General features: G+C 40.9%; 15 protein-coding genes. All 15 read left to right on the forward strand.

The features are described from left to right. Window positions 1-7 precede the first annotated feature (7 nt). The 15 genes from A3GS_RS0105570 (at window position 8) to A3GS_RS0105640 (ending at window position 11,627) form a co-directional block, all read left to right on the forward strand. Window positions 8-286, forward strand: coding sequence for a hypothetical protein (locus A3GS_RS0105570; protein ID WP_018364437.1), 279 nt, complete (start codon window positions 8-10; stop codon window positions 284-286). Window positions 287-318: 32 nt separating this feature from the next. Next, window positions 319-591, forward strand: a complete 273-nt coding sequence (locus A3GS_RS0105575; RefSeq protein WP_018364438.1) for a hypothetical protein — start codon at window positions 319-321, stop codon at window positions 589-591. A gap of 2 nt (window positions 592-593) precedes the next feature. Beyond that, entirely contained in the window at window positions 594-911 is a 318-nt protein-coding gene (locus tag A3GS_RS0105580; RefSeq protein ID WP_018364439.1) for a phage head closure protein, read from the forward strand. Further along, on the forward strand, window positions 904-1,257 hold the full coding sequence (locus tag A3GS_RS0105585; RefSeq protein WP_018364440.1) for an HK97 gp10 family phage protein: 354 nt from the start codon (window positions 904-906) through the stop codon (window positions 1,255-1,257). The genes A3GS_RS0105580 and A3GS_RS0105585 overlap by 8 nt, the downstream gene beginning before the upstream one ends. Further along, window positions 1,254-1,577 carry a hypothetical protein gene (locus tag A3GS_RS0105590; RefSeq protein WP_018364441.1) on the forward strand — a complete coding sequence of 108 codons (324 nt, stop codon included), beginning with the start codon at window positions 1,254-1,256 and terminating at the stop codon, window positions 1,575-1,577. Before A3GS_RS0105585 ends, A3GS_RS0105590 begins: the two co-directional genes overlap by 4 nt. 9 nt (window positions 1,578-1,586) lie before the next feature. Beyond that, the gene (locus A3GS_RS0105595; RefSeq protein ID WP_018364442.1) at window positions 1,587-2,150 is read left to right on the forward strand and encodes a major tail protein; all 564 of its coding nucleotides are present in this window, start codon (window positions 1,587-1,589) and stop codon (window positions 2,148-2,150) included. Between the two features lie 21 nt (window positions 2,151-2,171). Then, a complete protein-coding gene (locus A3GS_RS0105600) occupies window positions 2,172-2,591 on the forward strand; it encodes a hypothetical protein (RefSeq protein ID WP_018364443.1) in 420 nt (139 codons plus the stop codon). A gap of 20 nt (window positions 2,592-2,611) precedes the next feature. After that, window positions 2,612-2,755: a hypothetical protein gene (locus tag A3GS_RS12905; protein ID WP_018364444.1), complete on the forward strand. Its 144-nt coding sequence runs from the start codon at window positions 2,612-2,614 to the stop codon at window positions 2,753-2,755. A gap of 45 nt (window positions 2,756-2,800) precedes the next feature. Further along, window positions 2,801-5,872 (forward strand): phage tail tape measure protein, encoded by a 3,072-nt coding sequence (locus tag A3GS_RS0105610; RefSeq protein ID WP_018364445.1) that lies wholly within the window; start codon window positions 2,801-2,803, stop codon window positions 5,870-5,872. Then, complete coding sequence (locus tag A3GS_RS0105615) at window positions 5,872-6,594, forward strand: phage tail family protein (RefSeq protein ID WP_018364446.1); 723 nt, start codon at window positions 5,872-5,874, stop codon at window positions 6,592-6,594. Before A3GS_RS0105610 ends, A3GS_RS0105615 begins: the two co-directional genes overlap by 1 nt. Then, window positions 6,594-7,838, forward strand: a complete 1,245-nt coding sequence (locus A3GS_RS0105620) for a phage tail spike protein (protein WP_018364447.1) — start codon at window positions 6,594-6,596, stop codon at window positions 7,836-7,838. The genes A3GS_RS0105615 and A3GS_RS0105620 overlap by 1 nt, the downstream gene beginning before the upstream one ends. Beyond that, the gene (locus tag A3GS_RS12030; RefSeq protein ID WP_018364448.1) at window positions 7,839-9,980 is read left to right on the forward strand and encodes an SGNH/GDSL hydrolase family protein; all 2,142 of its coding nucleotides are present in this window, start codon (window positions 7,839-7,841) and stop codon (window positions 9,978-9,980) included. Between the two features lie 18 nt (window positions 9,981-9,998). Next, complete coding sequence (locus A3GS_RS0105630) at window positions 9,999-10,304, forward strand: hypothetical protein (RefSeq protein WP_018364449.1); 306 nt, start codon at window positions 9,999-10,001, stop codon at window positions 10,302-10,304. Then, on the forward strand, window positions 10,301-10,633 hold the full coding sequence (locus tag A3GS_RS0105635; RefSeq protein ID WP_018364450.1) for a phage holin: 333 nt from the start codon (window positions 10,301-10,303) through the stop codon (window positions 10,631-10,633). Before A3GS_RS0105630 ends, A3GS_RS0105635 begins: the two co-directional genes overlap by 4 nt. 139 nt (window positions 10,634-10,772) lie before the next feature. Further along, window positions 10,773-11,627, forward strand: coding sequence for a lytic exoenzyme target recognition domain-containing protein (locus tag A3GS_RS0105640; protein WP_026216295.1), 855 nt, complete (start codon window positions 10,773-10,775; stop codon window positions 11,625-11,627). Window positions 11,628-11,984: the final 357 nt, after the last annotated feature.

Genomic DNA, 11,984 nt, shown 5'->3' on the forward strand with positions numbered 1-11,984 from the left:
GATTATCATGAAAGTAAAAGCTTTAAAAAATTTCGCACATTCAAAATCAGAACAAGGTTTTCGCAGTTACGGCGAAGTCTTTAATTGTGACAAAGAAGAAGTTGAAAAATTAAACTCTTTGCATGATGAGCCGCTGGTTGAAATTGTTGAAGAAATTCCAGATGACAAAACTTCAACTGATGAAACTGATGCAGCAGACAAAAAAAGTAAGAAACCAAGAAATTCTAAGAAAACTAAGTCGTCAGATGGCGATTCTGACGCTGTTTCAGATGGTGAAGATGAGTAATTATCTGAAATTAGCCTAGAAAGCGAGGTTATATGGACACTAGTGAGGTCTTAGAACTGGTCAAGTTTAAAGAAGGTATCAAGTCAAATAAACGTGACGACTATCTAAACCATTTGATAGACTCAGCAGTTAAAGAACTGGAAGACATCAAGGGGATTGCTATTGATTTAAAAAATTCAACGCATGTCACTTTTGTTGCTGACTGGGCTTACTTTAAATATGTCAATCGCGATAATCCAACTATGCCTCAGTATCTCAAGCAGGAATTGCATGACTTACAAATCTCGTATCCTAAGGAGGACTAAAGATGGCATGGGAAAATGATGTTATCTTGATTAGACGCAAGGAAATCGGGCTGGACGAGCTAAAACAGCCTATCTTTGAAGACACTAGAGAAGAGATTGCTTGTAACAAGCGATCTCTTACTAGGTCCGAATTTTACTTTGCCTCTCAGACAGATTTAAAACCAAGTATGGTTCTGGAAGTTCACTCTTTTGAATATGACAATCAAGATTACTTAGAATTTGAAGACGAGCGCTACAAGGTCATCAAAACTTATGAAGTTAGCTCTAATATCATAGAGTTGACTTGTGAGAAAGACAACGGAGGTGGCACAGATGTCTAGTGATTTAGCGGACGAAATCATAAAGGCACTCAGCGAATACTCTGATGATATCGCTGAGCAAGTCGATGAAATCGCTGAGGAGGTCATCACTGAGACAGTCGCCGAATTGCGCGCCACGTCACCAAAAAGAAAAGGAAAGTATGCTAAAAGTTGGGCTAAGAAGCAATTAAAAAACGGCACATGGGTTGCTTATGCTAGAGCCCCTCATTATCGTTTAACACACTTGCTGGAACGTGGTCACGTCTTGAAAAATGGTGGACGTACCAAAGCTCAAGTGCACATAGCCCCAGCTGAAGAGCATGCTATTGATAGATTTGAGCAAAGAATAGGAGAATTAGGCCAATGACAAAATCGGAATTCAGTCAAATGCTAGAAGGTTTGGATATACCTGTCAGGTACAGAGCATTCAAGCGAGGCGAAGCACCTAGACCTCCCTATGCTGTCTATTATCAACTTGGTAAGGACACTGTCCAAGGTGACAATAAGCCTTATTTTACAACTGAATCAGTAGTGGTTGAGCTCATCACCACAAAAAAAGATGAAGCACTGGAAAACAAACTAGAGAGCTTATTAGTAGATAATAAGCTCTTTTTTGAATACGAAGGAGAAAGTGAACTTGAGGGGCAAGACCTCTATCAATCTTCTTATGCTGTTTACTTAATTTAGGAGGTATATATGACTAAAAAAAATAACAAAGTTGAATTTGGTTTGGAAAATGTGCATTTCGCTGACTTGACTGAAGCTGACGATGGGTCGATTACTTACGGTACCCCAGAACGTCTTCCTGGAGCTGCAAAACTTGAGCTTGAGCCACGAGGCGAAACAATGAGCTTTAACGCAGACAACATTGAATATTTCGGGGGTGAAACAAACCTTGGTTATGACTGCACAGCGACTTTTGCCAAGCTAACAGAGTCCTTTCTCAATAAAATCCTTGGGGAAGTTTTGGAATCTGATGGCACGGTGTCAGAGGTGTCAAATGCTCAGACATCTATGTTTGCGCTAATGTTCCAGTTTGAGGGAGACAAGTCAGCTACGCGTCATGTGCTGTACTATTGCAAAGCCAGTCGTCCAAAAGGTGGATCAGAAACCAAAGGCAGCAACGTCAACCAAGTGGAGTTATCCCTGACAGCTGGACCACGACCAACTGACAAACGTGTCAAGAACCGTACGACAAAAGACACGCCAGACGAAGTTTATAATAATTGGTTTAAGCAAGTACACGAACCAGCATCATAGAAAGGATACAAAATGGAGAGAATGATTACAGTTGACGGCGTTGAGTATCGCTTAGTGACAAACGCCTTTACACCAATTGCATACAAAAATGAATTTGGTCGCGACTACTTTCAAGAAATGCTAAACATGTTTGAAAGTGAGCAAATGATGGCTATGTTGCAGCAATCGCAAGAAGGTCAAGTAGAACAGCTAGAACTGGACATGTCAGCTATGAAAAACTTTGATATGACTTTCTTCCAACGCCTTTTTTGGATGTTTGCAAAATCTGGAAACCCTCAGTTGGAACCATTTCAGCCATTTTTTGAAAAAATGGAGTCATTTCCTGTTGCGGATGTTGCCCCAGTGCTAGTTGAGATGCTTGAGCAAAATCTAGTCACTAAAAAAAAGTCGATGAGTCAGCAGATGCAAGCTCAGACATCTTTACAGTTGAGTCGTACTTAGCTTGCTGTAAAGAGACAGGCTTGTCGCTTGCTGAACTCAAGGAAATTACTATGGGCATGGCTCTAGACTATCAGACAGACTATATCAATGCTCGTACTCAGAATAGTGATGGATCAACTGGACAAGCTCGCAAAGCCACGCAGGCTGACTTTGATTCATTTTAACCAAGCTGTCTTTTGGCGGCTTTTATTTTTTTGAAAGGAGGTAGTATGGCAGGAAAAAACATTAAGGGTATCACGATTGAAATAGGCGGGAATACGCAACCTTTAGAAAAAGCCCTAAAAGGTGTCAATGACAGTGCTGTCAAGACTTCTAAGGAAATCAAGGAAATTGATAAAGCTTTGAAATTTGATCCAGGCAACATTGTCCTTCTTACTCAAAAGCAAGAGCTTTTAGGTAAGCAAGTAGCGACAAACAAAGAGAAGCTAGACACACTCAGGCAAGCACAGTCGCAGGTTGAAGCAAAATTCAAATCTGGGGATATTGGCGCTGAACAGTATCGAGCCTTTCAGCGTGAAGTTGAGCAAACCAAAAACATCCTTGGTGGCTACGAGGGAAAACTTGAAAGTGTTAATCAGGCTCTGGCCGGAAATGGTCAAGCAGTCAGCAACAATACACAGACCATGAAAAGTCTGCAGACTGAGACTAACAACCTCTTGAAAGCTGATCTGATAAATGATTTTAGCGACAAAATCGCTGCAGCATCAGATAAAGTCGTTGAATTTGGCCAGAACAGTCTTGAAGCTTTTCGCGAAGTCGATGAAGGTATGGATATCATCGTCACTAAAACAGGAGCGTCAGGAGACTCTCTTGATGAAATGAGCGATATAGCAAAGAATTTATCAACATCAATCCCAACTGACTTTGAAACAGCTGGGAGCGCTGTTGGGGAGTTAAACACGCAGTTTGGACTGACTGGCGATGCATTGCAATCTTCCTCAGAATATCTCATTAAATTTGCGGAAATCAATGGTGCTGATGTGTCTGACTCAGCCATCTCAGCCAAACAGGCCATTGAGGCCTATGGATTACAAGCTAGCGATTTAGGGAATGTACTTGACGTAGTCACTCTAACATCCCAGGCAACTGGCGTTGGTGTCCAAGACCTGATGAGCAAGGCCATCACAGGCGCACCACAAATTAAACAGCTTGGGCTTTCCTTTGATGAGGGCGTGACCCTCATGGGTAAATTTGAGCAAGCTGGAGTAGATTCTAGCGGTGCTCTTAGCTCTTTGTCAAAAGCTGCTGTAAACTATGCAAAGGACGGCAAGAGCTTAAAAGACGGGCTGTCTGAAACTATTGATAAAATTAGGAACAGCACTGACGAAACCGAAGCTTTGACAACAGCCTCAGAGGTCTTTGGTTCAAAAGCTGCTTCGCGGATGGTGGACGCTATTAAGCGTGGGACATTGTCCTTTGACGATTTAGCACAGGCCGCGCAAAATTCATCGGGTGTCGTTGGTAAAACATACGACAATACACTTGACCCGATCGACAAATTTACAACCGCACAAAACGCCATTAAACTTGCCATGGCAGATGTCGGAGCTGTCATAGCAGAGACACTTGCACCTATTATGAAAAAGCTGGCTTCGATAATTCAAGATGTGTCAAAGTGGTTTAGTGGGCTATCAGTGCCTGTTAAACAGTTCATTCTTATTGTGGGTGGTCTGATTGTTGTTATCGGCGCACTGCTCCCAGTTTTCCTTGCTCTGCAAGCAGCTGCTATGGCCGCTGGAACTACGATAGGCGGGCTATTATTGTCATTCGCCCCAATTGTTGCGATAGTTGCAGCTGTGATAGCTGTAATTGCTTTGCTTGTCGTTGCTTTTAAAAATCTTTGGAAGAACAACGAGGGCTTTCGAACAGCTGTAATAGGCGCTTGGAATGCGATTTATGGTTTTCTTTCAAACATTGTATCTACTATCGCTAATTTTGTGATGGGGATTTGGGGCAAGTTGACATCTTGGTGGACAAAAAATCAAGATCTTATCCAGTCAACGACTAAGACTGTTTGGAATGCTATCCAGTCAGCTATCAAGACTGTGATGAGCAAATTGGCACCGCTCATAAAGCTTGCCATGGAAAACATCAAGATTAGTGTCAAGGCAGCTTGGACGATTGTTAAAATAGTCATTTCTACTACGCTAGATACCATCTTAGGCATCATAAAAGCTGTTATGCTGGTCATAAACGGCGATTGGGATGGTGCTTGGAAAGCTATTAAGGAAACTGCTAAGAACTTTATTGAGGGCGTTTATAATGTCATCAAAACATGGCTTGATGCACTACTTCAAATCTTTTCAAATTCTTGGAATTTGTTAAAAGATGTAGTCAGCAATGTGTCAGTGACTATCTCAAGCGTTGTGCAAAGTGTCTGGTCAGCGATTGTCACTTACCTGAGTGGCGTAGGTCAATCAATCTACACCACCGCGTCAAGTATTTGGCAGTCTATCCTTTCTACTCTATCAAGTATTTGGAACAGTATTTATAGTACTGTTATGAGTGTCTTCAATGCTATCTCTACTTTTTTGTCAAATCTTTGGAACACGATTTCCAGCACGGCATCCAGCGTGTGGAATGGTATTATGATGACCTTACAGTTCATCTGGAACAGCATCTATAACACCGTCATGTCAATCTGGAACGCCATTTGGAACTTCTTGTCCAACCTTTGGAACACGATCTCCAGCACAGTGTCCAGCATCTTTAATGGCATTAAAAACACCATTTCAAATGTTTGGAATGGTATTTTAGAAACAACTCAAAACGTTTGGAGTACTATCAAGAGTACCATCAAATCAATGATTGAGGGGGCGAAGAATATTGTGTCAGACACAATTGAGGCTATGAAAAAACTATTTAAGTTTGAATGGTCTCTTCCACGTCCAAAAATCCCTAAATTTACCGTGAGCGGTGGTAAAGCACCATGGGGATTTGGGGGTGAAGGTTCACTTCCAAGTGTTGACATTACCTGGTTTGCCAAAGGCGGTATCCTTACGAAACCGACTGCCTTTGGAATGCTTGGAAATAGTGTTGCTGTTGGTGGTGAAGCTGGCAATGAAGCTGTCTTACCACTTAATGAAGGAACGCTTGGCATGATTGCAGATCGTATTATGGCGACTGTCACAGAGAAAATCATTGTGCAGGTACCTGAACAAAAGCCACAGCCAATCGTTTTAAATGTAGACGGCAAGACATTTGCTAAGTTGATGGTGGGCTATATCTCAGATGAGCAGGCTCAAAGGCTGAGCATTATTGAAAATGGAGGAACTATTTAATGACCACTAAGCATTATGGAATTACTTACAATGGGAGGCACTCGTTTGATGATGAGGGCCTCCTTTTGCTCAATGAGCGCAGCATTGGTATTCCAAATAAAAAGAAAGTAACTGTCCAAGTACCGTTCTCTAACGATGTTTATGACTTTTCAACTGTTTATGGTGGTCAGTTGTATGAACAGCGCAAACTGACATACAGCATCCAGATTCAGAACGACATCTATGGAACAAAGGAAGCCATGAATTTCACAAAAACTAAAGCTATTAACTGGCTTATGGGAACGACTGGCTACGCTAAATTAGTTGATGATGCTTACCCAGGCTTTTACTTTTTAGCTGAAGTGCAAGGGAATTCAGACTTTAAAGAGGATTGGAGTCATGGAGTCCTAAAGGTCACCTTCACAGCCTATCCTTTCATGATTTCCGAAAAGGCCGAGGGCAATGACATCTGGGATGACATCAATTTTGACCTTGATGTGCTGCAAGATGTATCGTTTGATGTCTCTGATGAAACGGACGTCATGCTTTATAATAACGGAATCGCTCTGGCACGACCTGAAATCACAGCAACAGCACCGTTTAAATTAACACTTAACGGTACTGAGCATGATATTAGCGTAGGGAGTCGGACTTACGACTATTTTACTCTTGACGAAGTCAACGAAATTCATGTCAAAGGCACTGGCAGGCTGTCATTTAACTGGCATAAGGAGCTTTTGTAATGTATAAAGTAACTCTAATCAATGATGGTCAAGGAACAATCATCCACAATCCGTTTACAGGTGGAAATAAGCTGATGACTGGTGTCATCAAGTTTGAAATCAATAAAGTTGGCCAGTTTGATTTTCAATTTTTACCGAACAATGCAGCGCACGCAAGTATCATCAGGCCATTTTTGACAAAGATTGAAATCATCAACGAGCTGACTGGTAAAGAGGTATTTCGTGGAAGGATTGGACCTTTTTCGAAAGATATGGTCGAATCTGGCATTACGACATTTACTTATAATGCTCGTGATGAGCTTGATTATCTTAATGATAGCAAGCAGCAGCCTGAAATTTATAAAGGCACACGCAGTGGCTTAATAAAAAAGATTTTGGACTATCATAACAGCATTGTTGAGAGTTATAAAGCTTTTTATGTTGGTGACATTGCTGACTTTGTCGGAAGCTCTGACAAGATTGAGTGTGAAATTGACGCCAACAAGAAGACACTAGCCTTGATTACTGATTTGATTTTGAGTGCTTATAGTCTTGAGATACAGGTTAGGCGAGTAGAAGGTAAGCGATACCTTGACATCAAGAAAAAGATTGGTGTCAGGAGCTCTACTGAGATAAAGTTGACGGTCAACCTTGTCCGAAACTCTCAAAAACTCAATCCTGAAAATGTTATCACTCGCTTAATTCCATTGGGCAAACGTGATGAGACGACTGGGAAGCGCCTGACAATTGACTCTGTCAACAGCGGTAAAATTTACGTTGACAGAGCTGACTTGATAAGCGAAATTGGTATACGAGCTGATAATCTTGTCATTGACGATGAGACAGACCCCAAAAAACTAAAGTCATCAGCAGAAAACGTCATGAACAGCCAGAAAGCGACTGCTTCGCAGTACACTCTGGAAGCTATCAATCTCAATCTTATCAAAAAGAACTTTGATGAGTTTGTTGAAGGCAATACTTATAGAGTTATTAACCCTATCATGAACCTTGATGAGGATCTGAGGATTGTCAGTAGGCAAATTGACATTTCAAAAGTCGAAAAATCAACTCTGACAGTCGGTGACAAGTTTAAAACCGCTGAAGAATATCAAGCCGAAATGATTAAAGCCAGAACATCATCTCTTGTCAGCAAAGAAGCGCTAGCTGACAGCTTATCAACAATCATGAACGAGACAGCCAAAATAAGCGAAGAGTTAGAAAGGCTCAAAACAAGCACACCATTAGAAGAAATAGGAGGAAGCTAAATGGCAGGTATTGAAAAATATTTAAAAACTATAAAAAATGGCGTATTTGGTCGTGACGTTAGAAAAGCGATACATGACGGGATCCAGCAAGTCTATGATGATGCGACGGCTAACGGCAATGCCAATATGGAAGTGGCTAAGGCGAGGGGTATTTACCCTACATTAAGTGAACGGATGGGAGCTTTACAAAATGAATTGGTTGAATTGATTAACAACTTAAATGCAATTACTTCTGGAGAAGAGTCTTCCGCTGAAGTAATGTCTGCAAGGGCTGCAGTTGATGGGGCGATATATCAAAATTTATCAAAGAGTATAAAAGCTCAGTTTTCCAATATTTACAATTCAGATCTAAAATTTGTTCGTGGATATATTGATTTAAATGGAAATAATCAATCAATTGATGACTTATGGTACCGGACGGATGACTTCTATCCGATCCAAGATATTATCAATGCTGAAATTCAGTCTCGTCCAGGAGCGTCTGCTATTGCTTACTATGATGTGAATAAGAGTTTTATTGGACGGCAAGGTGGGAATAAAATTGAACGTATTTCAAGTATGCAGGTACCAACTGGGGCTAAATTTGTGAGATTTTGTTTCCATTGGGAAGATCCAACTCATGCTATCTTGACTACCAAAGGAAGTGGCGTCATTAAGCTTCTTACTCAACTTGTTGGTTCGTTACGTTCGTTGGGAGAGAATGAAATCATCGAATCTGTATCAGATAAGAGAGTGACGGATGGATTCTACATCAATTTTAACAATGAGTTAGTCGCAAGAGATGACTGGGCTACGACAGACTATTTTGTTATTAATGATATCGAATCAGTTCAAATTCCATCTAAACATGGAGCGATAGGAATTGGATATTACGGCTGGGATAAACAATTAATTACATATGATACACTTGGAAAGTCTCAGTTGGGAAATTATGACTTTGCGTATCTAACAGATTTGCGCCGTAACACGGGTGCAGTTTTTGTGAGGTTTTCAATTCACAAAATAGAACCTTTCAAAATCATTCTGAAATCAAGAACCGACTCACGATTGTCACGTTTTGAAAGATTGTTCAATATTTTAGGTCTTGAAATTTTGACAGTTGAGGATGCAAAACAAGAGAAGCCAAATAATTACATTTCAAGAGATGGTATTTTCACAGAATTAAATGGTTGGCATTCTTTGAATAGATTGGTTCCGATTGATTCCATCGTTGACGTTAATATCAGGACAATGCACCATGCAGGGACCATTGCTTATTATACAGAGGACAAGACTTTCATCTCAACTCAAGGTGGCGATGGTCAATATTTAATCACAGAAATGAAAGTTCCGGCTGAGGCTAAATTTGTACGTTTCTGCTTCAATGAGTTTTTCGACGAAGAATCCAACTATGTCTTGATCAAGCAAGAGAAATCAATGTTGGATTGGTTGCCAAACAAATCTGGATCAGTGAGAACGCTTGAAGGTAAAACTGTAGGTTTCATTGGTGATTCAATCACAGCTGGAGTGGGCGCCACTAAGTTATATCGTGATTTGCTTGCTGAAAAATATGGATTCGTACAACATACAGAAGCAGTTTCAGGTGCTCAAATCAAAAATATGCTTGAGTATGCCCAAAAATTGAAAGCGAAGAACATCAAATTTGACTGTATCTTTGTTTTCGGCGGTACTAACGACTTTAATTCATCTGTAGAATTAGGCGATTTCTTCAGTATTTCAACAGAGACCGTCAACAAGAACGGAAACATGGTTGAGTTGAAGAAAAGAACTCCTGTTTATGATGATACATTTTGTGGACGATTAAACAATCTTTCGAGGTATCTTAAAACCAATTTTCCGGACACTAGAATTATTTACTTAACACCAATCCACCGAGCGTACTTTGAGGCAGGTTCCAAAAACGTCCAGCCTTCGGAATCGTACTCAAATTTAAGAGGATACTACATCGACGACTATGTGGACCGTGTGAAGAAAGCGGGTACACATTGGTCTATTGAGGTAATAGATCTATTCACAGACAGCGGTCTACATCCTCTCACGGAATCATATGGAAAATTCTTTGCAAACTCGACTTCGGATCTATTGCATCCAAATAATTTAGGTCATGGGTTAATAGCTTCTGCAATCGAAAGAAAGATTTAAAAGAGGAGGTATCAATCATTGCCAATCGAACACGCAGAACGAATAGCTCAAAGCCAAGTGGCTTGGGCTATTTTGTTTATTTTATTATTTGGTTTTGTCATCCGTTATCTGATTAAGACATCAGATAAGCGAGAAGCTAAGCTCATGGATTTTCACGAGCAAGCCAAAGAGGAAAGTAATAAGCGGGAGGACCGCTTGATGAATCATCTCGAAAAGACTACCGCAGAAATGGGCGCTATGGCCCGTGAAATTGGTGGGCTAAAGGGTGAAGTGTCACTGATGAGTGACCGCATCGAGAAAATTGAAAAAGGAGAATTAACATGAATCAAATCACAGATATTATTGCCAGTGGGGCAATGAGTACACTAGTCATATTAGCAGGTATTGCCGTTCAGGCAGTCAAAAAGTACCTTATCACTAAAGGCGGTCAAAAAGCTGTAGAGATTACAGAAATCCTTGTCAAAAATGCAGTCAGTGCTACTGAGCAGGTAGCCCAAAAGCTGGACATCCACGAAGAACAAAAGCTGGCACATGCCAAAGATATTGTCAAGAAAGGCTTAGAACAGTACAACATTTACTTGACTAACTCACAGATTGATAATTTTATCGAGTCAGCTGTCAAGCAGATGAATGATAACTGGAAAGGTCAGTAAGTGTTTAGGGAATTGGCGGAGGCAGGAGCGATTATCCTGCCTTTTATTTTGCCATTGTATCTAATAATCAATCAAGGCTGGTTTGCTCTTGTCTTAGGGGCAATCTGGCTTATTTGTATGTTTGGAAAAGGAGACTAAGATGGATAAAGATAAACTTGTCGGCTGGTTTGACCAGCACAAAGGACGGTTGACTTACTCAATGCTGGGTAGTCGTAACGGCTCAGACGGCACTGCTGATTGTTCGGGTGGTGTTTCCCAAGCTCTAAAAGAGGCTGGTGTAGCCATCAAAGGATTGCCATCAACAGTCACGTTAGGCTCGCAATTGGCCGCTAACGGTGCTATCCGTGTCAGCAAAAACGAAGACTGGAAAGCGCAACGTGCTGATATTGTATTGATGTCTTGGGGTGCTGATATGTCTCAATCTGGCGGCGCAGGTGGCCATGTCGGGGTCATGAAAGACGCTAATACTTTTATCAGCGTAGACTATTCAACAGGTGGACAAGCCGGCACAGCAGTGTCAGAATGGAACTGGGACACTTACTATTGGAATAGCCGCCCTGTCTATATTGAAGTTTGGCGATTTACTGGTGCTAGTGTTACTAATCAGCAACCTGCCACGGTTGTTCCAACTAGCACACGTCAGCCAGACAGCAAGGCTTACTACTTGGCCAATGAGGTTGCATTTGTTAATGGCATTTATCAAATCAAGTGTGATTACCTTTGCCCAATTGGTTTTGATTGGACAGAGAACGGCATCCCTGTCAACTTGGTAAACTGGGTTGATAAGGACGGCAACAATATCACAGATGGTGCCGACAAGGACTTCAAAGCTGGCATGTACTTCAGTTTTGCGATTGACGAAGCTCATATCACTGACACTGGTGAAGATGGCTATTATGGTGGTTATTACTGGCGCAAGTTTGAGTTTGGCCAGTTTGGTACCGTGTGGCTATCTTGTTGGGATAAAGATGACCTTGTTAATTATTATAAATAGTATTTAACCGCCTCAATTTCGAGGCGGTTTTTTTGCATAATTGTGGTTAAAAGCATAAAAACAAGAAAAGTCCGTTAAAACGGACTAAAAGTTAAAAAAATATCAAAATTTGAATTACTTTACGATTGAATTATAAAAAGTTCGCGCCCACCATTCGCCCACCAATTTTCCAATAATTAGCCAAATTTAACCAAATAAAAAATCAAAAAGCCAGATTTTATAGGCTTTTTATCCAGTTAATTTCTGCATATTCAGGTACTGCAATCCCCTCCTCTCCTTTTATTCCATTGATATATCAAGGTTTTGATGGTGTTTGCCCACCATTTGCCCACTGATTTTAAATTTTGTTAAAAATCT

Source organism: Streptococcus caballi DSM 19004, from assembly GCF_000379985.1.
Taxonomy (GTDB): domain Bacteria; phylum Bacillota; class Bacilli; order Lactobacillales; family Streptococcaceae; genus Streptococcus; species Streptococcus caballi.

Coding starts and splice junctions, on each gene's coding strand:
- A3GS_RS0105570 (WP_018364437.1), top strand. CDS start 8: ATGAAAGTAAAAGCTTTAAAAAATTTCGCACATTCAAAATCAGAACAA.
- A3GS_RS0105575 (WP_018364438.1), top strand. CDS start 319: ATGGACACTAGTGAGGTCTTAGAACTGGTCAAGTTTAAAGAAGGTATC.
- A3GS_RS0105580 (WP_018364439.1), top strand. CDS start 594: ATGGCATGGGAAAATGATGTTATCTTGATTAGACGCAAGGAAATCGGG.
- A3GS_RS0105585 (WP_018364440.1), top strand. CDS start 904: ATGTCTAGTGATTTAGCGGACGAAATCATAAAGGCACTCAGCGAATAC.
- A3GS_RS0105590 (WP_018364441.1), top strand. CDS start 1,254: ATGACAAAATCGGAATTCAGTCAAATGCTAGAAGGTTTGGATATACCT.
- A3GS_RS0105595 (WP_018364442.1), top strand. CDS start 1,587: ATGACTAAAAAAAATAACAAAGTTGAATTTGGTTTGGAAAATGTGCAT.
- A3GS_RS0105600 (WP_018364443.1), top strand. CDS start 2,172: ATGATTACAGTTGACGGCGTTGAGTATCGCTTAGTGACAAACGCCTTT.
- A3GS_RS0105610 (WP_018364445.1), top strand. CDS start 2,801: ATGGCAGGAAAAAACATTAAGGGTATCACGATTGAAATAGGCGGGAAT.
- A3GS_RS0105615 (WP_018364446.1), top strand. CDS start 5,872: ATGACCACTAAGCATTATGGAATTACTTACAATGGGAGGCACTCGTTT.
- A3GS_RS0105620 (WP_018364447.1), top strand. CDS start 6,594: ATGTATAAAGTAACTCTAATCAATGATGGTCAAGGAACAATCATCCAC.
- A3GS_RS12030 (WP_018364448.1), top strand. CDS start 7,839: ATGGCAGGTATTGAAAAATATTTAAAAACTATAAAAAATGGCGTATTT.
- A3GS_RS0105635 (WP_018364450.1), top strand. CDS start 10,301: ATGAATCAAATCACAGATATTATTGCCAGTGGGGCAATGAGTACACTA.
- A3GS_RS0105640 (WP_026216295.1), top strand. CDS start 10,773: ATGGATAAAGATAAACTTGTCGGCTGGTTTGACCAGCACAAAGGACGG.